Annotated in this window: 12 protein-coding genes; 6 read left to right on the plus strand and 6 right to left on the minus strand. The window is 41.7% G+C overall.

Annotated features, from left to right (window positions below; translation table 11 throughout):
- Positions 1 to 8: 8 nt before the first annotated feature.
- The gene (locus tag BUB37_RS10375; RefSeq protein ID WP_170863150.1) at positions 9 to 647 is read left to right on the plus strand and encodes a gluconate 2-dehydrogenase subunit 3 family protein; all 639 of its coding nucleotides are present in this window, start codon (positions 9 to 11) and stop codon (positions 645 to 647) included.
- Positions 648 to 670: 23 nt separating this feature from the next.
- Here the strand turns inward: BUB37_RS10375 and rhaM are convergent, their stop codons facing one another.
- The 5 genes from rhaM to BUB37_RS10405 all read right to left on the minus strand — a co-directional run bounded on the left by rhaM (position 671) and on the right by BUB37_RS10405 (position 8516).
- Positions 671 to 985: an L-rhamnose mutarotase gene (gene rhaM, locus BUB37_RS10380; RefSeq protein WP_072993126.1), complete on the minus strand. Its 315-nt coding sequence runs from the start codon at positions 983 to 985 to the stop codon at positions 671 to 673.
- A 12-nt stretch (positions 986 to 997) separates the two neighbouring features.
- Positions 998 to 3772 carry a glycoside hydrolase family 78 protein gene (locus tag BUB37_RS10385; RefSeq protein ID WP_072993129.1) on the minus strand — a complete coding sequence of 925 codons (2775 nt, stop codon included), beginning with the start codon at positions 3770 to 3772 and terminating at the stop codon, positions 998 to 1000.
- A gap of 136 nt (positions 3773 to 3908) precedes the next feature.
- On the minus strand, positions 3909 to 5312 hold the full coding sequence (locus tag BUB37_RS10390; protein ID WP_072993967.1) for a cellulase family glycosylhydrolase: 1404 nt from the start codon (positions 5310 to 5312) through the stop codon (positions 3909 to 3911).
- 246 nt (positions 5313 to 5558) lie between these two features.
- Entirely contained in the window at positions 5559 to 6131 is a 573-nt protein-coding gene (locus tag BUB37_RS10400) for a peroxiredoxin-like family protein (protein WP_094766679.1), read from the minus strand.
- Between the two features lie 1338 nt (positions 6132 to 7469).
- Positions 7470 to 8516: a GntR family transcriptional regulator gene (locus tag BUB37_RS10405; protein WP_072993138.1), complete on the minus strand. Its 1047-nt coding sequence runs from the start codon at positions 8514 to 8516 to the stop codon at positions 7470 to 7472.
- Positions 8517 to 8876: 360 nt separating this feature from the next.
- Between BUB37_RS10405 and BUB37_RS10410 the strand changes: the two genes are divergently transcribed.
- Positions 8877 to 11888, plus strand: a complete 3012-nt coding sequence (locus BUB37_RS10410) for a SusC/RagA family TonB-linked outer membrane protein (protein ID WP_072993971.1) — start codon at positions 8877 to 8879, stop codon at positions 11886 to 11888.
- Positions 11889 to 11898: 10 nt separating this feature from the next.
- On the plus strand, positions 11899 to 13482 hold the full coding sequence (locus BUB37_RS10415) for a RagB/SusD family nutrient uptake outer membrane protein (RefSeq protein WP_072993141.1): 1584 nt from the start codon (positions 11899 to 11901) through the stop codon (positions 13480 to 13482).
- 74 nt (positions 13483 to 13556) lie between these two features.
- Here BUB37_RS10415 and BUB37_RS21890 read toward each other — a convergent pair whose 3' ends face one another.
- Positions 13557 to 13817 (minus strand): potassium transporter TrkG, encoded by a 261-nt coding sequence (locus tag BUB37_RS21890; RefSeq protein WP_244526810.1) that lies wholly within the window; start codon positions 13815 to 13817, stop codon positions 13557 to 13559.
- Between the two features lie 1399 nt (positions 13818 to 15216).
- On the opposite strand from BUB37_RS21890, the gene BUB37_RS10425 reads away from it, so the two are divergent.
- Genes BUB37_RS10425 through BUB37_RS10435 form a run of 3 tightly spaced genes read left to right on the plus strand, consistent with a single transcriptional unit; the run spans position 15217 to position 20648 of the window.
- Entirely contained in the window at positions 15217 to 18303 is a 3087-nt protein-coding gene (locus BUB37_RS10425) for a SusC/RagA family TonB-linked outer membrane protein (RefSeq protein WP_094766680.1), read from the plus strand.
- A 10-nt stretch (positions 18304 to 18313) separates the two neighbouring features.
- Positions 18314 to 19900 (plus strand): RagB/SusD family nutrient uptake outer membrane protein, encoded by a 1587-nt coding sequence (locus BUB37_RS10430; protein ID WP_072993146.1) that lies wholly within the window; start codon positions 18314 to 18316, stop codon positions 19898 to 19900.
- 16 nt (positions 19901 to 19916) lie between these two features.
- Entirely contained in the window at positions 19917 to 20648 is a 732-nt protein-coding gene (locus BUB37_RS10435; protein WP_072993149.1) for a hypothetical protein, read from the plus strand.
- The last annotated feature ends 170 nt before the right edge of the window (positions 20649 to 20818 follow it).

Raw genomic sequence — 20818 nt, forward strand, 5'->3', positions numbered from 1 at the left:
TAATGGATGTGGAAAGAAGAAAAGCATTAAAGAATATCGGTTTATCATTGGGGGCCATCACCCTATCATCTTCGGTGGTCGCCTTGCTTCAAAGTTGTGCCGAAGAAAGGACCCTGGCGTGGACCCCTCAATTCTTTACCCCGGATGAGGTGTTCATAACTCAAATTACCTTGGATGTCATGATACCGGCAACCCCTAATATCCCTGGGGCAACCGAGCTGAACCTTACACAGTTCATAGACGGTTATTTGTACTCCATTGCCACAGAAAAAGAAAAATCCGCATTCAAGGTAGGTATCGAGCAATATTTGTCATCTACCCTGCAAGAAAGTAATAAGAAGAAAGCCGCCGATTTATCTGAAACCGATATTGACCATAGATTGGCCTATTATTTTAAGGCCGAAAGATCGGAGCAACAAAAATGGGGCCGTGAAGTAGACGTTTCTAAAAAAGACAATGCGGGGTTACCATCGGTAGATGCCGTTAACTTCTCCGTCCTAAAATCACTACGTACAATGGCCATAGAAGCTTTTAAAGTATGTGAATTGATCGGCGAGAAAATATTGGCCTATGACCCCATACCGGGATCACACGCTGGTTGTGTGGATCTTCAAGAACTAACACAGGGTAAAGCTTGGTCTTTGTAAAAACGCAGGTTGTTTGAAGTAATTTAGGCCAGGTGAAAGACTTCGGTCAGTTCTAAAGAGACCGGGCTGTCATCAGGATTTGTTTCCATTAAATCGGCCATATATTTCCACCATTTTTGGCATATTTCGGTCTGTGCGATCGCATTCCATTGATTTTCTGAAACAGTTTCCACATATGCGAAAAGACAATTGCTTTGGGGGTCTATAAAAATGCTGTAATTGTTGGTCCCGTGTTCCTTAAGGGCCGTTTCAAGTTCTGGCCATATAGGATTATGCCGGCGGATGTATTCGGCAACCTGCTCCGAATATACCTTCATTTTAAATGCTTTTCTAATCATGGGTTGAGGTGTTTAATGGTTCAAAACAGAATTTAAATCGCTTACGGGATATGTAAAGGTATAATTACCCGATCCCAACTTAAGTTGAAGCCCATCAACGTTTTTGGTCACATTCTTTTGTTTTATCATTTTTCCCATCTGATTGTCAATCATCAGGTTTTCGGTCTTTGCCCCCGGTAGTGTTACGGTTGCCGTTGTGTTTGGAGGAATGCGGATTTCATATTCAAAAAGGCTGTCTTTAATTTTCCAGTTAGATTGTATTTTTCCATAGAGGGAATTAAATTCTGTATTGGCCAAAGTTAGTCCGCCCCCGGGGTGGGGGTCAAAAATAATGTGTTTATAACCTGGGTTTTCGGGATCTGTACGTAAGCCACCGACATGGGTATAGAGCCACTCGCCAATAGCTCCGTAGGAGTAGTGGTTAAAACTGTTCATGCCTTCGATAATGGTTCCGTCTGGTTTTTGGGTATCCCAACGCTCCCAAATGGTGGTGGCGCCCATGGTAATAGGGTAGAGCCAAGAAGGAAACTCTTTGCGGTTCAATAGCATAAAAGCGAGGTCGTCCCTACCTATTTTTGAAAGTGTCTTACATAGCAAGGGGGTACCTAAAAAGCCTGTGGTCAAATGCCCGAACCTTTTAACGTCCTGGGCAAGATATGATGCCGATTTTTCGATTAAATGTTCGGGTATCAAATCAAAAGAGAGCGCCATGGCGTATGCTGTTTGGGTGTGTGACACCAAACGGCCATTAGGGGTAATATATTCCTGAACGAAGGCCTCTTTGATATTTTTAGCCAGATCAGCATATTTATTGGCATCATCGTATTTGCCCAGTACCGAAGCAATTTTACTGAACAAAGTGGTTGAGTAGTAGGCATAGGCGGTTGCTATTAAATCTTTTTCGGTAACCGATCCATTATAGGCCGGGCTGTTGGCATCGTACGCCAGCCAGTCTCCCCAGTGCCAATGTTTGGAGTTGTTCCAGAGGTAATCCTCTCCAGATTGCCAAGCCATGTAATCGACCCACCCCTTCATACTGCTATACTGTTCTTCCAGTATTCTTTTATCCCCATACGATTGATATACCGTCCAAGGAATAATGACCGCTGCATCGGCCCAACCCGTTGCCCCGCCCTTGGCGGCAACTCCTTTTGCTCTGCTTAAGATGTCTGGTATGACATTGGGTACCAGTCCATTGTCGTGTTGGTCCAAGGCCAAATCCTTTAGCCATTTCGTGTAAAAAGTGGCGACTTCAAAATTAAAGGCGGCTGTCATGCTAAAGACTTGGGCATCACCCGTCCAACCTGCCCGTTCGTCACGTTGAGGGCAATCGGTAGGAATATCTAAAAAGTTGCCGCGTTGCCCCCATTGGATATTGCTCTGTAATTGATTGATCATAGGGTCCGATGTGCTGAAGCTTCCGGTCGGGGCAATGTCGGAATGAACGACTATGCCCGTAATATTTTCAAGCTTGAGGTCTCCAGGAAAATCGATTACCTGAATATATCGGAAGCCATGGAAGGTGAAATGTGGTTCAAAAACTTCTTCGCCCTTCCCTTTTAAAATATAACTGTCGGTAGCTTTCGCGGCACGTAAGTTCTTGGTGTAAAAATTACCATCCTTATCTAGAACTTCGGCAAATTTGAGGGTCACCTTATGTCCCTTGGGGCCTTGGATTTTCATTCGGGCCCATCCAACTATATTTTGGCCCAGGTCCAATACGGTTTCACCCTTAGGGGTAATAATTAATTCTTTGGGTTTGATTTCTTCTATAGCCTTTACAGGTGGCCCTTGGGGAGCTACTAGAATATCTTTTGAATGGTTTAGGATTTCTACTTGTTGCCATGCACTGTCGTCAAATCCGTGCTTTGACCACCCCGTCATTTCCAAACGGGCATCGTACTTCTCACCATTGTACATATCAGATTCTAAGATAGGCCCATAAGAAGCCTTCCAATCTTTATTGGTAATGACGGTTTCACTGGTGCCGTCGATATAGGTGATCTGCAATTGGACCAAGAGGGCCAATTGTTTTCCGTAATGCGCGTAATCACCCATCCAACCGATATTGCCGCGGTACCAACCATCGCCGACAATAGCCCCGATGGCATTGTTGTCTTTTAGCATTTCGGTAACGTCGTAAGTTTGATATTGCAGCCTGTTGTGATATGAGGTAAAACCCGGTGTAAAAAGCTCATCTCCCACTTTTTGTCCGTTGAGATAAAGTTCATACAGACCAAGGGAAGTAGCTTGAACCCGGGCCGATCTGATTGCTTTTTTTGTCTTGAATTCCGTTCTAAAGTACTGGGAAGGATGCGATTTTTTTTCGGAAGTAATATCGTTCATGGCTATGTAGTTAGCGGTCCAAAGGGCCTTATCCAAAATACCCATTTCCCAAAAAGCGGGTTCGCTCCACCTAGATACACGTCTCTTGTGGTCCCAAATGCGTACCTGCCAATATACTCGTGACATGGATTTTAACTCGGGGCCTTCATAGACTACATTGACGGATTGGTCGCTCTCTATCTTTCCGGTACTCCAGATTAAGTTTTTTCCTAATAGTACCTCTTCTTTTGAACCTGCCACGCGAATTTCATAGGCTGTTTGCAGCACGTTCTTTTCATCTGATTGCAATTGCCAGCTTAATCTGGGTTTTTGGATATCAATACCAATTGGATTGGTTTTGTATTCGGTAACCAAATTGCGAACCCCTGTTTCTTTTGATACGAAAGAACTTAATCCGGTACTTAAGACTACCAAGAGTACAATTATTTTTTTTGCTTTCATTTTCAATTTATTTGTTGTTTTAACTAACGGAAGACCTCCGTCTTGTTCATAGTATTGATATTTTCCACTTCACAATTTAGGCGCAATAGCGTTTTAGGCGAACGTGCTTGTTGTTAAATTAAATAGAGCATGGTTTTTATTCGGTAGCTTCAAAATTTCGCAGACCGGGTGTAATCTTTATATGCAATTTAGAGTTGTTGGCAGGCCATTTTAAGACAATCAATTGTTGGTTGTAATCGTCCCAAATGAAATCGTCGGGATTTGCGTTCATGGGTGATTTAAAGACCTCTAGCCCCATTTTTTTCAGTGGGTCGTGGTATAACACGAAATCATCGTTGATCAGAATGGAGAAGCCGTCAGGGTAATGTCGATCGGCACCGACAAAAATTCTGGAAGCTCCTTTATTATTGTCCGATTGAAGTTCCAAATCCAATGTGCGGGTGGCAAAATCAAAAAAGAAAGAATGTATATCGCCCGCTATGACTTGTGGAAAAGGCCTTGCGATTACATCGGTAATGTATTTTCGTTCAACGGTACCGGCATCGGTTTGATCGCTGAAAATGGCCCAGGTCGAGGGGCCGCCCGGAAGAAAATTCTGCATACTTCTATTCCCTAAAAACCAAGCTTTTATAGAACCTACACCCATGCGATCAAAAACTTCGGCCGTTTTTATGTAAAGCTCCCTATACTCTAGTTGACCCAGGCGACCAGATGTAAGGGTGTCTGTTGTTGCAAAGGTGGGGAAGCCCCATTCCCCTATTAAAATCGGGGCTTTCAACAACTCAGATTCAGTGTCGAACCGATCCATAACGGGCTTGATGTAATCGATTTTATTTTGATAGATATGGGGTGCAAAGATGATGTTGTCGCGGTTGATGGGCGTGGCAATCTCTGCATATTGATTGTTGTCAATGGCCTCCCCTTTGTTCATGAATATGGATTGCAGCAAAATCTTTTTATCGGGACCAATTTTTTGACACTCGTCAATTATTTTTTGGTAAAGGGGAATCAAGTAGTTCTTGGTCAATGCATCATAAGAAATATCCATCGTTAATTTCCTTGGCTCGTTTACAACGTCATAGCCAAGCACCCACTTGTTGTGCGCATACCTCTTCCATATCGCCTTCCAAGCATCGATATATGTTTTTTGCTCGTTTTTCCTGTTTTTCCAAAAAGCCTCCCATGAAAAGCCCTTAACCCCATAAACGGTTAATTTAAAAATGGTCTGTATTCCCACGTTTCTTCCCAACATTACGAGCGAGTCTAGTTTTTTTAAGTAGATTGGATCCAAATTCCCGTCGTCGAACGTGCTCAATTTGCCCAATTCCAAGCGTACTACTTGCGTATTTGCACCCATGCGTACCATTCTTTGATAATCATTGGAATTGAAGAAGACTTCGCCTTTATGGTCATTGGTGTTAACAACGAAGCCTCGGGCAATTAGGTGTCTGCCTAACTCGTCTCTAAGGCCGTGTTTTATTTGGGATGTGATACTCGATGAACTTAAGAGCAGTACCCATAGCCAAATTTTGAAATGCATAAATTCGGTTTGCAATTTGTAGGTTTTATTATGGGGTCAAATTACAATACCCAATGTTTGAATCTGTCTGGTACTATCCTGTACTTCGAACAGTTTTATAAATATTTTAAGGCTGTCAAAAGGCGGACAGTAAAAATAGAGCCCCCGAAGTTAGTTAAGAAACAATGGCTCTCCATATTTCATTGTCAATGATTAAATCGGTGAGATGGGAGGTATTTTAAACGTGAAGGCTTGGGTGCCTTGAATTCACATTTCGGTGAGCTTCCTTAATGCGGAAAGAATTTCATTTATTCCCAATCGTTGGGTATAATCGGCTTCTACATGGGCCACTTCTATTTTTCGGTCAGAATTTACAATGAATGTAGCAGGTACCGGAAGCGTTTTGGAACCATCTCCATTTAGCTGGGTCAAGTCTCTTCTGTTGTGGTAATCAATTCCTGGGTCAAACTGAAGACGATAGGCCTTAATGACCTGTTGGTCGATATCGCTCAGCACCGGATACGCCAAGGCGTTCTTTTCCTTGATGGTTAAGGCGTCGTCCGGTTTTTGGGGGCTTATGGCAAGAATCGTAGCCCCATATGATTTAATTTCCGGCAATTTTGCCTGGGTTTCCCGAAGATCTAAATTACAAATGGGGCACCATTCCCCTCTGTAAAACTTAATGATTACCCTACCTTGTTTTAAGGTTTCCGATAGGGTCACGGGCCTACCCAAGGCATCAGGCAAGGTAAAATCAGGTGCTATATCGCCCTTGCGTAACCCTTCTACATGAGAAGCGTTTGTTATTACCAATTTCTGAAAGTCTTTTAATTTGCCCATAATTGTAATTGTTTCTTGTTTCAACTCTGACTCGGCAATCGGATTTAAATACTTGGAGGTGGTCTTTTGGTTTCAGCCTACAGAGGGTTTCGAAAGCATTCCAAACGGTTTACAAAGCTTTCTGCCCCTCTTTACTCGTTAAAGGAGACCGGCCTAGTAGATAGCTTTTCCATTTACAATTTCAAGATGGGCGAAAAAATCGCTCTGGTCATTATGATCGCTTAAAAATACTCATAGCCCGACCATTACTATAGGGCACCACTATCGCAGTACTTAAGTCGGTATTTTCATGGCGTTGCCAATAACTTGTCCACGTATGGCGCTGGTTTACCTTAATTTCTCCGTACTTTATGTAAGGGGCCGCCCAGCAGATATGATACTGGTCTTATTATTGGTATTTCAAATCTCGACAAATTACTTCTAAAATCCAACGAAATACACTTAGGTTCTGAAATATTGGCACCCTTATTGTCCCAATCGATATAAGTTAGAGTAGAGAAGGTAGTCGCGGGCCGGTGCTTTGGGCTTTTCATGTTTTTAATCCATATTATCAATGACGGAATAATTTACCCGCTTTTGCCACGACTCTATAACGCCGGATAAGGGGCCTTGCTTAAAACTTTCTTTTTTTGTGCGGTTGGGCCATAGGTGAGAAAGGCGATCGATCCTATTGTTGTTGGATGGGTTTTTATCGCTACGCCCCGTTACAAAGCGTGAAATAGCAGTCCTTGGCGATACTATCCGTTTATAATGCCGGACCCCTTTTAATATATTTAAATTTCTTGATGTGTCTTTTGGGATTTTTCGGCCACTTCTGGCTGAAAAAGCAAAACGCCCGTAGTTCGATTTCCACTAGTATAACCTTTTGTGAAACTACATTGGCTCCTGTGGATCTATCGCTAAATACTATTTTACACCAATTTGGTATTCAGTAGATACGGCTTCCAATGGTTTGGCAACGGTTTCACAAACCCTTTATATTTTAGGGGAAAATCCCCACCGTTATGGCCACTGAATATTTTTCTTTCTCATATTGGTTTAAATACAAATGGTAGCCTTGCAGAAGATAGTTCAACTACTACATATATACTTGGTTGTTCAATTAGGTAGTATCGCTATCTTAAGTCTTCGATTGAAACGATATCCACATCGTTGTTCTTGCCGGTCGTACTCCATGTAAAACTTTATTTGGAAGTGCCAACGTCTTAAGGGGGTATAGTTTGTCCTGTATTTCAAAAGCCTTTGCTCGTTGGGTTTGGTAAGAAATACACACCTTTAGCAGTTGTATGAATTTAGCGGTGTCAAAAGGGTCGGTATCTTAAATGGTAAATCGAATAATTACAAAGAATTTCTGTCAATAAGCCTAAACGGATTTTTGATTTTACCTTTAGTCTTCTCTAAGATCATTTTAGCGGCCATTTCACCCATTTCTTGAAAATCGGTCGAAATACAGGTAATGCCCAATAACTGCTTTAAAGGGGTGTCGTTGTAGGAAATCACGCCTATTTCTTCCCCTAATTTAAATTCTTGGTTTCTAATCTGGTTGACCAACACTACCAAATCCGATTCATTGATAGTAATAAATAAATCCCCGCTTTTGAGAATCATGTCATCATAAATCTCGTTAAGAATTTCAAACTCAAGATCAAACTCTACGCAAAACTTTCTGAAGCCGTGCAATATTCGTTTCGGGTAGGGGTATACCGAATTTTGCGGATAGGCGATAAAAAGCTTGTTATATTTGGAAATTTTGGGGAGGCCTTCTTTCAATGCAGAATAGATATCATTTTCAAAATCTTGATATATTTCGATGTAAGGCCCTTCTAATTCCCTAATAGCATTATCCATAATTATTAATTGGTCTTTCGGTATTTTTTGAATGGCCTGGATGACCTTTGGAGTTACCGTGATGTGTTTTAAACTTTCGGTCTTAAAATGGGGCATTATAATATAGTAGTCATAAGCGTTGAGGTTCTTTTCGAGGATATTCAAAAAAAGCTCTTCTTCACAGTGATAGATATGTAAGTGCGTGTGCGACATGCTGGCCATTCTTGCAATGAAAGAGTTATAGACACGCATTTTATAGGAACTGAGTTTATTGATCAAAAACAGGATGTTGACCTTGGATATCAATTTAGTCCGGGAAATATAAAAGCCCTTGCCCCGTATGGATGTAATTATTTTTCGCTCCCTCAATATTCCGTAAGCCTTCTCTACCGTATCGCGTGAAAGGATATACTCTTCGCTAAAACTATTGATGGAAGGGATTTTATCGTCGATTTTTAGGTTTCCTACCGAAATATTATGGATGATCGAATCAACGATTTGTTGGTATTTAGGGATTCTTGAATTTTCATCAATCTTGATATAATCGAATATTTCCATAATTAATTTATTGTTCCAATACTAAATATTGAATAGATGGTTCCCTTTTAGAGAATTGATGGTTAGTGCAACACAGAGACTTTAGACAATTTTAATCTAATATTAACCAGGTTATCACACTAAGAGGGGTATCATCGTACAATAAAGGAGTAAAAAAGTACAAAACCATTGAAAGACAGCACAGTACAGGTAAGTATCGTGCCTAAAGAACATTATAATTGTCTAATGTTAAGAAAATGTAAAAGCGATTTGAATTGGCCTAATCGAATATTGATAATCGGTTGTACTTCTTTCTTATTTAACTCAACTAAATTTTAAGTAATGATTAAACATGATTCGTTAAGATGTTGGAAAGTCTTTATGATTTTCTGTTCAATATTTACAGGTCTGCACAGTGTTTACGGGCAATCGGAGCAAATTACGGGCACGGTGTCAGACGACCAAGGCGTACCCATACCAGGGGTCAACATAGTGCAAAAAAATACTTCCAACGGGGCAGTGACGGACTTTGATGGCAATTTTTCCATTGAACTTGCATCAGGTCAGGATATTCTTGTTTTTACGTATATAGGTTATCAAACGAGAGAGGTAAGATTAGAAGGTCAAACCGTATTGAATATTACCTTACAAGAAGATACACAAGCGCTGGACGAGGTAGTTGTTGTAGGTTATGGAACAACCACAAAATCGGACTTGACGGGTTCTGTTGCCTCTGTAAGTTCCGAGGAAATTACTCAAGTCCCCTCTTCAAGGGTCGACCAGGTATTACAAGGTAGGGCGGCCGGTGTTCAAGTCACCCAAACTAGTGGGGCACCAGGGGCCGGTACCGTGATTCGGGTTAGGGGAGGTAATTCCATAACGGGAAGCAACGAACCTTTATGGGTAATCGATGGAATCGTCGTGGGAACCAACTTCAACCTAAACAATATAAATGCGAACGACATCAAATCGATTGAGATTTTAAAAGATGCCTCATCGATTGCTATTTATGGCTCCCGCGGCGCCAATGGTGTGGTTTTGGTCACCACTAAAAACGGCGTTGGCGCGGGCTATGGGAAGCCTCAAATCAATATAGGGCTTTATACCGGAATGCAATTGGTACCTGAACAACCTGACATGCTAACACAGGCCGAGCAGATTGCATTTACCAATGAAAGTGCCGAGTTCAGGGGGGCGGCCGTTCCCTTTCCCAATGACCCCTCTACTTATCCCAATAACGATTGGTATGACCTTTTAATGGGAGCTTCGCCGATTTACAATGCTGATATTTCCATTGCAGGCTCTTCTGAAAACGGAAATGTAAATTATTACAATTCATTGAACTATTTTAACCAAGATGGTCTAATAATCAGCTCGGGCATAGAAAAATACATATTTAGGTCGAATATCGATATCAAGCTTAACGACAAGTTAAAAACTGGTTTTCGGTTCAACTATTCCAGAATCAATCAAGATAACGGGGTTGTAGGTTTCGGTAATGTATTCGCCAATTTACCAACTCAACCCATTTATAATGAAGATGGTACTTATAACGGTTTTGATGAGGTAATAGGCTCACCGTGGTCGAACCCCATAGCCAATGCAAAATTAAATACCAATGAAACCTTTACAAACAACTTATTGGCCACGGTTTATTTGGAATACAGTCCTTGGCCCCAATGGAACATTAGGTCGACATTCAGCCCTGAGTTCAATAATATAAAACAGAATAGGTTCATTTCAAGCCAAAGTCCCGATTTATTGGTCGTGGGCGATTTGGGAAGGGCAAGTGTACGAACTGTTTCGGGCACCAGTTGGAACAATGAGAATACGATTCAGTACAATGGCGATTTTGGTGAAAACCATAGTTTGACCTTGCTGGCGGGCGCTTCTTTTCAGAAGGTGGCCAACGAAATCGTAGAATCGGAGGCCTTTGGTATTACGAGCGATGCAACGGGCTTTGATAATTTGGGTTTTTCAGATCCCACACGGTCGGTAGTATCAAGTGATTTTAATGGCTTTCAAATCGCTTCTTTTTTTGGAAGGATAAATTATAGTTACAAGGATAAATACCTGCTTACCCTGGTAGGTAGAACAGATGGAAGCTCTGTTTTTTCAGAAGGTAACAAGTACGAGTTCTACCCTTCAATAGCAGGTGCATGGAAGATTAGTGAAGAATCTTTTATGCAGGATCAAAACCTGTTTAAGGAATTGAAACTAAGGGCCAGTTACGGTAAGTCAGGCAACCAGGCCATCGATCCATACAGAACTCTGGGTTTATTGACAGAGGCAAATACTACACTCAATGGTGTTGAGGTACCTGGTTTAACCCTGGGTAGGCCTGCAAACCCGAATTTGAAGTGGGAAACTACCACATCGCTCGATATTGCCTTGGAGGCGTCTATGTTTAACGGAAGGCTTTTTACCGAATTCAACTATTATCATAAAGAAACGAACGACTTGTTGCTAGATGTGACCATACCAAGGCAATCCGGCTTTACCAGTCAATTACAGAATGTAGGTTCATTGGAGAATAAAGGTTGGGAGTTTTTACTTAATTCTACCAATATTGTTAATGACAACTTCAGTTGGAAGTCGACGCTTACCTTATCATCGAACAATAACAAAATCCTTGATCTTGGTGGGGTGGATTTTATCGATGTAACCGTAGACGCCATTTTGGGATCGGGCAATACCCGGCTTATAGTTGGCGAACCGGTACCTGTATTCACTGGGGTTCGCTATTTGGGTACATGGAAAAGCCAAGAAGAAATAGATGCTTCGGGCCTTACCGATCCCCAAGTGGTCGGAGGGGCGCGATTTGAGGACTTAAATGGCGACGGAATTATTTCTACGGAAGATAATGTGGTTTTGGGAGACCCGACACCCGATTTAATTTTTGGTCTTGAAAATACGTTTTCGTACAAGAACCTGGATTTCTCCTTTTATTTTCAAGGTACTGAAGGTAATGAGGTATATAACCTAAGAACGCGTAATCACTATTTTAACAGGGGTGAAACCACAAAATTTGGTGATATCAGAAACCGATGGACGGTGGACAACCAAAATTCGGACATTCCAAGGGCCGGTGGCGATTCGGTAACCAATACCCCAAGTAATTCGGAATATGTTGAAGATGGATCGCACATCCGTTTGAAAACAGCTCGAATCGGGTACAACTTTCCCGTTGAGAAAATAGGTTGGGATGGTGTAAGGAATATGAATATTTACGTGTCGGGTAGTAACCTGCTTCTATTCTCAAACTTCAGGTTGATCGATCCCGAGACTAGTAGTTTCGGTAGAAACGGATTAGGTAATATAGCCCAAGGGTACTCTAATGGTGAGTACCCCAATCCACGTACGATTACCCTAGGTCTAAATGTAACTTTTTAATTTAATTAAGATGAGAACAACACATAAAATTTTTAGCTTCTTATTAATTTTTTCGCTTTTTGGCTGTGAAAAATTCTTAGAGGAGGAACCACGGTCCTTAATTGCACCAGAGAACTTTTTTAAGTCGGAGAATGATGTTAGGCAGGCGGTAAATGGTATTTATGCCATTCTCAAGAACAATTCAATTTACGGGCAAGTAGGTCTTGATCACTTTTACGATAATGGAGCTGATATTATTGAGCCCAACCGATCCGCAAATTTTGTTGAACCCATTGGCAACTATTCAATGAATGAGGCCTTGGCCGATGTATCCGTACAGAAAATGAGTGTTTCCGACACATGGAAAGATTTGTATAGGATCATTTATAATGCGAACATCATTATTGACCAGGTATCGGACAATTCGGCCATAGGTAATGAAGTGCAAACTGAAATTATAGCAGAAACCAGGTTCATAAGGGCACTGTGTTATTGGCATATAACCAACTTATGGGGAGATGCCCCCTATTATGTGGATCCTTTGTCGATTGATGAGGTAAACGTGCTTCCAAGAACTGATAAAGAAACCATTATTGCCGGTGTTTTAAGTGATTTACAGTTTGCCCAGCAACATTTGAAAAGTTCTTATGAAGAAGCTCAACGAGGGCGGGCCACAAAATGGGCAGCTGCCGTGGTTGAGGCTAAAATCCATATGCAAATGCAAAATTGGCGTGAAGGACTTAATAAATGCTTGGAAATAATCGATACTTCCCCTCACACTTTAATGCCAACTTATGCTGAGGTGTTTGATCCCCAAAACGAATACAATGCAGAGATAATTTGGTCATTGGATTTTGCCAAGGACATTCGTGGCCAGTTTGAAGAAGGTACGGTAAGGGCCGATGGTTCACTACCTTCTGTTTTTGGCAATGGCAACTGGAGACCAAGTATGTTCAGTCCTCGTTTGCGGGATGAACCAAAGAATTCCGACGAAAGAAGTGCCCTGGCAGCGGCCTTAAGCGAAAGGGGAGAGGCCTTTAACGGTACCGGTTTACAAGTGGCGTCTAAAGATTTTGCGGAAAAATTCCCTGAGAACGACTTAAGAAGACAATTGAACATTGTAGACAATTATTTGGGCTTCGATTTGAATTTTCCCTATATGGCCAAAATTTGGAATTTGGATGTGGAAAACTCTCCACGCTTCAATCACTCGGATAATCGGATAGTATTCCGGCTGGCGGATGTTTACTTAATGGCCGCAGAATGTGAAAATGAGCTGAACGGTCCTGGTAATGCTTACCGGTATATTCACCCTATTCGTCAACGGGCCTATGAAACACAGGTAGAATGGGAGCTTACCGGTCTTAGTCAGCAAGAGTTTAGGGAAGCAATTTACGACGAAAGAAAATGGGAATTGGCCGGGGAGGCCCATAGAAGATATGATTTGATCAGATGGGGTATTCTTATGGATGTTGTTCAAAACCTTGAATATCGCTTTTGGACACCCAATGAAAATATAAAACCATACCACGTACTGTTGCCAATACCATTGCAAGAGTTGGAATTAAACCCCAATTTGTTGGAGTCCGATCCCACAAATAATGGTTATCGTTAAAAATGTAGTAGTAGTTTAGTTAGATTGGCAAATGGGGTGATTATTATATTCGCCCCATTTTATTTGGGCAGGTCTTACTTTTCTTGGCGAATTAGTAGACTCTCCCTTTCCAAAATTAAAAACGATTGACAATTGTCGGGAATAGTTCTTATACCGCCAAATCGTCTACCTCCATTTTGGACGTGGTATTTTTTTCTTTCAAGTTGGGCAAAGCCAAAGGTCAAAACACCCACGCGACCAACAAACATTAAAAGTATGATCACGGTCTTTCCAAAGAGCGACAGGTTTGCTGTGATTCCCGTACTTAATCCCATAGTGCCAAGTGCCGATGCCACTTCGAACAAAAGAGATTCAAGTTCGAATTCTTCTGAACATGTAAGTAAAAAAGTGGCTAGAAGAATAAACTGGTATAGAGTATGAACGTTGAGGTGCCTACATACATTAAAAACGTAATCAATAACAGGACGAATGGTTTAGTTGCCCAATAGGTATTGTGTTGAAACCTACCGTCGTCATCGATGACATGGTTTGAAAGAAGGCTTCCGTTAACCTAGAACCTTAATTTTTGATACTCGATTCATTGAAATACAGAAAAGTAGTACCAATCAATAACAGGAGGGTGAAGCCAGAAACCACAATTTTTGTAGTAAATGAAATTTCTTTTGACCGGTTCGTAAATCTATACCATAACTCGGTAATCACGATAAATCCGGGAGAAACGGCAATCGCAAGAATGGAAATGATGGTATTGATGAAATCTTTGATTTTTTATCGTTTTTGGCAATGTAATTTCAGTACCGATAACTTTGTGGTGCCAGTGGGTAATCCTATGCGCGGTAAACAAAATATAATAAGTGGTTAAGATCATATATCCGATTCCACTGATTTGAAATAAGGCAATTATGATCAGTTGACCGCCAAAAGTATAGTGGTCGAATATATCAATTGTCACTAGTCCGGTCGTAGATATAGCCGATGTGGCAACGAAAAGGTTGTTGATTAGTTCGATTTCCAATTTATGGAGAAAGGGCATGGTCAAAAGAAACAATCCGATAATGGTATAAAGAAAGAAGCCCCAGACTAAATTCATTTGTGGAGATTTACCCACTTGAAATTTCTTGTACCGAAGAGGTAACTATTTTAATTTTTTAATAATCTATTCATAAGCTATGTTTAAGACGGTCTTCAATGGCGTGTTAAGAATAGTATTATGCCATCGTTTTTCTACTTTCCATAAAAAAGACCTCAGGTATAATTTCGAACGAGATTGGTAGCCAGATGAATACGCAGACCGCATCCAAATCAGTGAATGTTGGCACGCGTGCTTAAACACTCTTGCGGGATGTGAAGGATATTTTCCTTAAAATGGCTTTACCTGTACTTCCCCGGTTCTCTCCGTTATAATCTGGAAATATCCTATCGGCAAAAGTTGTTTAAAGGCAGTTTGTCCAGAATCTTCCTTGAAAAAGTCAAAATTGGAGGTTTGTTTCCGTCCGTTTCAGTTTCCTAAAGTGAAAAATAATCCAACATAGGTACAAAAAAGTACAAAACCCTTTAGTAACAGGACAGTACAGGCAAGTGAATTTTACTTGAATTGGTAATATTGGGCAGTTGTTTTTACCGATGACCTCAATATTTTCCCAATATTTTGCGGTTTCCTAAAAAGGTAGCGGAACAACATTGTAATGCTGCCTTCTACTTCAAAAAAAAATCAACCAATATAAATCTAGCAAAATGAAGAAAAACAGTCATGAACATTTTAAACGTCTTTTGGTGTTCTCATCGTTTCTACTGGTGGGTTATTTGGGCTGGGGACAGCAAGGTCCAACCATTACGGGAACGATCATAGCAGCCGATGGAATGCCGATTCCCGGTGTGAATATTTTGGAAAAGGGAACGGCCAATGGTGTTGTTTCCGACTTTGACGGAAATTATTCCATCACTTTGAGGGGAAACAACAAAACTCTTGTTTTCTCCTATATCGGATATAAAACCGTTGAAAGATCTATTGGCAGTACCAACCTTGTGAACATTACCCTTGAAGAAGATTCACAGAATTTAGACGAAGTTGTGGTTATCGGTTACGCCCCGGTCGAGAGAAAAAAGGTGCTGGGGTCTATCTCTACGGTAAAGGCCGAATCAATTGAACAGGCAACCCCGGTTCAAGCCTTTGATGCCGTTCAGGGTAAACTGGCCGGGGTCCAGATTTTAAGTAACAACGGTCCCGGTCAAGGGTTTGATATTCGCATACGTGGTGTTTCTACCTTTGGAAGCGGCACTTCGCCCTTATATGTGGTTGATGGGCAACAGTTGGATAATATTGATAATATCGATCCGAACGACATTGCATCCTTGGAAGTTTTAAAAGATGGTGCTACGGCGGCCATATACGGTTCAAAAGCTGCCAATGGGGTGGTGCTTATTACCACTAAATCAGGTAAGTCTGGTGGCCTTACAATCGAGCTTTCGCAAACAACCGGTTTTAACACTTTGGTAGGCGATCTTCCAGTGGTCAATACCGAAGAGCGTTTTTTACTGGAAAAGAAAAGGTCGGGAGATTTGGAAAGCTTGCCGCGCCTGGAAAGGGATTCCCTAAGTTTGCTAAGAAGAAACGATTACGACCTGCAAGACCTGCTTACCAGGCCGGGTGTGCGAAATCAAACGAATATTTCGGTAAGTGGGGGCAATGAGAAGGTCACTTTCTTTTGGAATACCGGTTACCTGAACGAGGAGGGAGTAGTTATCAATAGTAATTATAAGCGTATCAATACCCAATTAAAGCTAGATGCAAAGGTATCTAACAAACTAAAATTGGGCACTAGGGTATCGCTGACGCATCAAGACAAATCAGGATTGACTGAGGGGGGTGTTTTTACACATTTGGTGGAGCGCCTTCCATATCTACCCCTTTATCAACCTGACGGAACTTTCACCCCGACCATAGGAGGTCGTAAGAACCCTTTGGCGTTCGCAAATCTCCAGGTACGGGATGATCGCGATTATAGAATACAAACTTTTAATTACGCCCAATTGCAGTTGTTTCCAAACCTGACCCTAAAATCTACCTTGGGTATCAATTGGAGGTTCAGAAAGCAGGATGATTTTGATACAAGACTTATTGCGAACCGATACGATACCGGTTCCAACCAGGCTAGGGTGCGTCAAGATATGACCTACGACATTCAACAAGAAAATTTTATTAATTATAAAAAGAATTGGGGCGATCATGACCTGGGCGCCTTTGCCGGGATGCAAATTCAAAAATACTTTATTGAGAACACCGATTTTAGGTCTAGAATACTTAATAACGAGTATGTACAAACCTTGAACAATGCGTCGCCTGGCTCCATAACCGGAGATAACAATCAAAATGAAAGGCACAATCTTTTTTCTCTTTTTGCCGGGTTTAACTACGATTTTTTAGATAAATACCTGATAGGGGGTACCATTCGTCGTGACGGTTCATCGCGTTTTGGGGATGAAAATGAATACGGAATCTTCCCTTCCGCAACTTTAGGTTGGCGAATAAGCAACGAAAACTTCCTGAAGGGCAGCACATTTTTGAACAACCTTTTGGTTAGGGGAAGTTGGGGTGTTGTTGGAAATGAAAGAATAGGCAATTACCTCTTTACCGGAGCTTTGGAACCTGGGTACGCCTACGATGGTATATCGGGTATTGCAGCCACCCGTTTGGGAAATCCCGAACTTTCTTGGGAAGAAACCGAATCTGTCAACCTGGGTGTTGATATGTCTTTCTTCAAAAACAGATTGGAGATAAATCTTGATTTTTGGGAAAAGAATACCACGGGGCTTTTGGCAACTACCCCATTGCCAGAGGAGTCTGGTTTTACCGGAATTGTAAGAAACGTCGGGGCGGTGGACAACAAGGGTATTGATTTTAACATTTCTGGCACCATAATCGACTCAAAAAACTTTACCTGGAGCAGTAACTTTAATATCGGTTTCCTAGAAAATGAGGTAACCAAATTGGATGGAGGCACCGAGTTTTATCCGCAAGGGAGATATTTGGTCAGGGAAGGAGAACCCATTGGCAATATCTTCGGATACAAAAATCTGGGTGTGTACCAGTATAATGAATCCAATGCCTATTCAGATGACGGTGCCCGATTGACTCCAAACTTCGATTCAGGGGGTAATTTCACCAATTATACCTTAAACGGTTCTGAATATAACGGAAATGTTAATCGGTTAACGGTAGGGGGTAGAACACCCGAAGGGGGTGATATCATCTGGGAAGATGTCGATGGTGATTTCAATATCACAGCCGATGACCGACAAATAATCGGTAATGGTTTGGCGACGACCTACGGTGGCTTTTCCCACGACATTCGCTACAAAAGCCTAAGCCTTAATTTCTTGTTCGACTTTAGCTTGAACCATGACATCTATAGCAGATGGGATGAAGATCGTAACGATTTGGCGGCAGGAGCTGAAAGTCCGGGCCCCGAAAGAGTCTATGGGGCATGGTTTGAACCTGGGGACGAAACCATCTACCCTAGGTTGGACAGGGTGCCACAAAACCGTCTAAAACCAAATAGTTTCTTCGTGTCTGACGGTAGCTTTATTAAATGGCGTTATGTTCGGTTCAATTATAAGTTCGATAAACAAGTGATTGACAAGATTCCGGGGGTTAAGGGAGCATCCTTGAATCTTGCCGTCAACAATTTACTTACTTGGACAAACTATAATGGATATAACCCGGAACTAGGAAACAGGGGGAGTGCCCTAACCCCCAACATGGACCAGCTTCGGTATCCTAATGATAGAGAAATAATTATGGGCGTTAAACTTCAATTTTAAAAGTACTATTATGTTGATATTTAAAAACTTGAATAAGATAAAGGGTTTTGGAATTCTTTTTTATTCCGTGGCCATATCGATAGCGGCCTGGTCATGTGATGATCTGGTCGACGAAGAACCCATCAGTGAAATTGGCCCTGCTTCGTTTTATGAAACCAATGATGACCTGTTAGCCGCGCTCATTGCCGTCTATGATGGAATGCAATCGTTCTACAAGGACCAATATTTTTATTGGGGTGAATTTCGATCGGACAACCACTTGCCTACAGGAGCCAATTCATTTAACGACGAGATTGCCAATAATGTCATATCGGAGGGGAACGGGGCCGCTAGGTGGACAAACCTTTACCTGACCATAAGTAGGGCCAACGAAGTGATCGTAAGCGCCCCCAACATAGCCGGACTTAATAAAAACTACCTGGCGGAAGCACTGGCGATTAGGGCCAAATCATACTTCGATGCCATTAGGGTTTGGGGAGATGTGCCAGTATTCACCGAGCCGGTCAAGGATTTGGACGATGTGACCAGGCCGGTAACCGATGTGAACACCATTGTCAATAATGTAATAATTCCAGATATGCTAAAGGCCCAAGAACTTAGTACGGTTTCATCAGATGAGTTCAGGTTTTCGAAATCGAGTATCTACGCCCTGCAGGCCGAGGTTTACATGTATTTGAAAGAATATGCGAAGGCCAAAACCGCAATTGAAAATTTGATTGTGCTCGGTACCCATGGTTTGGTGACCACGCCTGAGGCATGGAGGGATCTATTCTATAACAGTAATACCGATACCGAACCTTTTGGTAAAGTACAAAAGGGGCCGGAGTTGATTTTTTCCATTCGTTACGATGCGGTCGGAGAGGAAGCAGGAACGGGTAACCCGAACCGTTCGGGAATATCGCAGTTGTTCCGTGGTGGTATACCTTCTTATCTAATGTCTCCAGAAATGGAAATTAAATGGAAGGAAAAGTTTCCTACCGATTCCATTTCATGGGTAGAAAAATACCCTGATACAAATCCCGCCACCACCCGAACGGTAGTTGTGGATAATGGAATGGGGGGTACCTTGGAAGAAGAACGCTTTAACTATGGCGATTGGAGGTTTTTCTATTCTAGGCAAAACGGATACAATGGATTGAGTAGTATTGAACCGGGCGAGGCGAAAACGGGTAAATGGGGAGATACGGTTTACCCTGCAAATGAAGACGAGACCGACGTAGTGGTCTATAGATATGCCGATATGATTCTGTTATTGGCCGAAATTGAAAATGAGTTGAACGCAGATGGTACCAGGGCACTTGAACTGGTAAATCAGATAAGGGCGGCAAGACTTTTGCCCCTTGTGGACGAAGTGGAATTTGGCGCTACCAAAGCCGAAAGACTTGATTTTATTTTAGATGAACGCCATTTTGAACTCTATGGCGAGGCCAAAAGATGGTGGGATTTGGTTAGAAACGACAAGGCTATTGAGGTTATGTCGCCCATTATACAATCCCGAGGTGTTACCACACCCTTGACTGAAGAACGTTTGTTATGGCCGATACATAACGATCATTTATTGGAAAACCCGCTGTTAAGTCAAAATGCAGGCTATTAATTTAAAAAGAACAAGAATGAAAAACATTATAAAAAGTACGGTTCTCTTGTGTTTAGGTATTTTTCTTAGTTCATGCGAACTAGAATTACAAGACACCTTTAATTTTAAAAGTGGAGCGGTATTTTCCGACCCTTATGAAAACAATACAGCATGGGAATTTATTCGCTCCCTAAACGGTGTCAACGAAGATGGTACATTAGACGGTGAACACTTTCAGTATATGGAAGCAGCTATTCGAAAGGCTGATATGATTGACGTTTTCAATCAAACAAAAGATACGCTAAGGACCTATTTATTGCTTAACAATAATGCTTTCACAGGTGAAGGTGATGTTATTGAAATTGTGACTGGACTTACCGGGACCGATAGGGAAGAGGCCGAGCTGAATTTATCGCCTGAAGAGGTAATGGATCTGGTCGATACCCCGGAAAAAATGGAAAGTTTAAGAACACTGCTTAAATATCATATCACACTGGATTATATCCAACAGGTCCCTACCTTGGCCGTATCAGGAACCTTTTACGTGTACCAAACGCTGGTTCCCGGAGATGATGGGTTGATTGCCTATAGAAGGGACGATGATTGGGATATTTCCATTAATGCCAACGGTGCTCCCCTGCCAAAAACGGCAATTGCCAATGATTGGAATGAAAATGTAAGAAATCATAATTATGTCTTTAGTAACGGCATTGGCCATATACTTAACGACCCCGTGAGAAACAAACCTTATCCATCCGTGAATAACTAAACACTAATTTTAACTGTTATGAATACACGGTATCCTCTGGTCTGTTCTATGCGCATCGGAGGATACTATATTCAACCCGAGTGCCTATTATCTTATCAGTTAACAAACGAAATTTCTTCACGGAATATAATCGGATCGCAATTTATAACCTTGCACATCTTAAACGGGCC

The sequence above is a fragment of the Pseudozobellia thermophila genome (genome assembly GCF_900141855.1).
In the GTDB taxonomy this organism is placed as follows: domain Bacteria; phylum Bacteroidota; class Bacteroidia; order Flavobacteriales; family Flavobacteriaceae; genus Pseudozobellia; species Pseudozobellia thermophila.

Coding starts and splice junctions, on each gene's coding strand:
- rhaM (WP_072993126.1), bottom strand. CDS start 985: ATGATTAGAAAAGCATTTAAAATGAAGGTATATTCGGAGCAGGTTGCC.
- BUB37_RS10385 (WP_072993129.1), bottom strand. CDS start 3,772: ATGAAAGCAAAAAAAATAATTGTACTCTTGGTAGTCTTAAGTACCGGA.
- BUB37_RS10390 (WP_072993967.1), bottom strand. CDS start 5,312: ATGCATTTCAAAATTTGGCTATGGGTACTGCTCTTAAGTTCATCGAGT.
- BUB37_RS10400 (WP_094766679.1), bottom strand. CDS start 6,131: ATGGGCAAATTAAAAGACTTTCAGAAATTGGTAATAACAAACGCTTCT.
- BUB37_RS10405 (WP_072993138.1), bottom strand. CDS start 8,516: ATGGAAATATTCGATTATATCAAGATTGATGAAAATTCAAGAATCCCT.
- BUB37_RS10410 (WP_072993971.1), top strand. CDS start 8,877: ATGATTTTCTGTTCAATATTTACAGGTCTGCACAGTGTTTACGGGCAA.
- BUB37_RS10415 (WP_072993141.1), top strand. CDS start 11,899: ATGAGAACAACACATAAAATTTTTAGCTTCTTATTAATTTTTTCGCTT.
- BUB37_RS10425 (WP_094766680.1), top strand. CDS start 15,217: ATGAAGAAAAACAGTCATGAACATTTTAAACGTCTTTTGGTGTTCTCA.
- BUB37_RS10430 (WP_072993146.1), top strand. CDS start 18,314: ATGTTGATATTTAAAAACTTGAATAAGATAAAGGGTTTTGGAATTCTT.
- BUB37_RS10435 (WP_072993149.1), top strand. CDS start 19,917: ATGAAAAACATTATAAAAAGTACGGTTCTCTTGTGTTTAGGTATTTTT.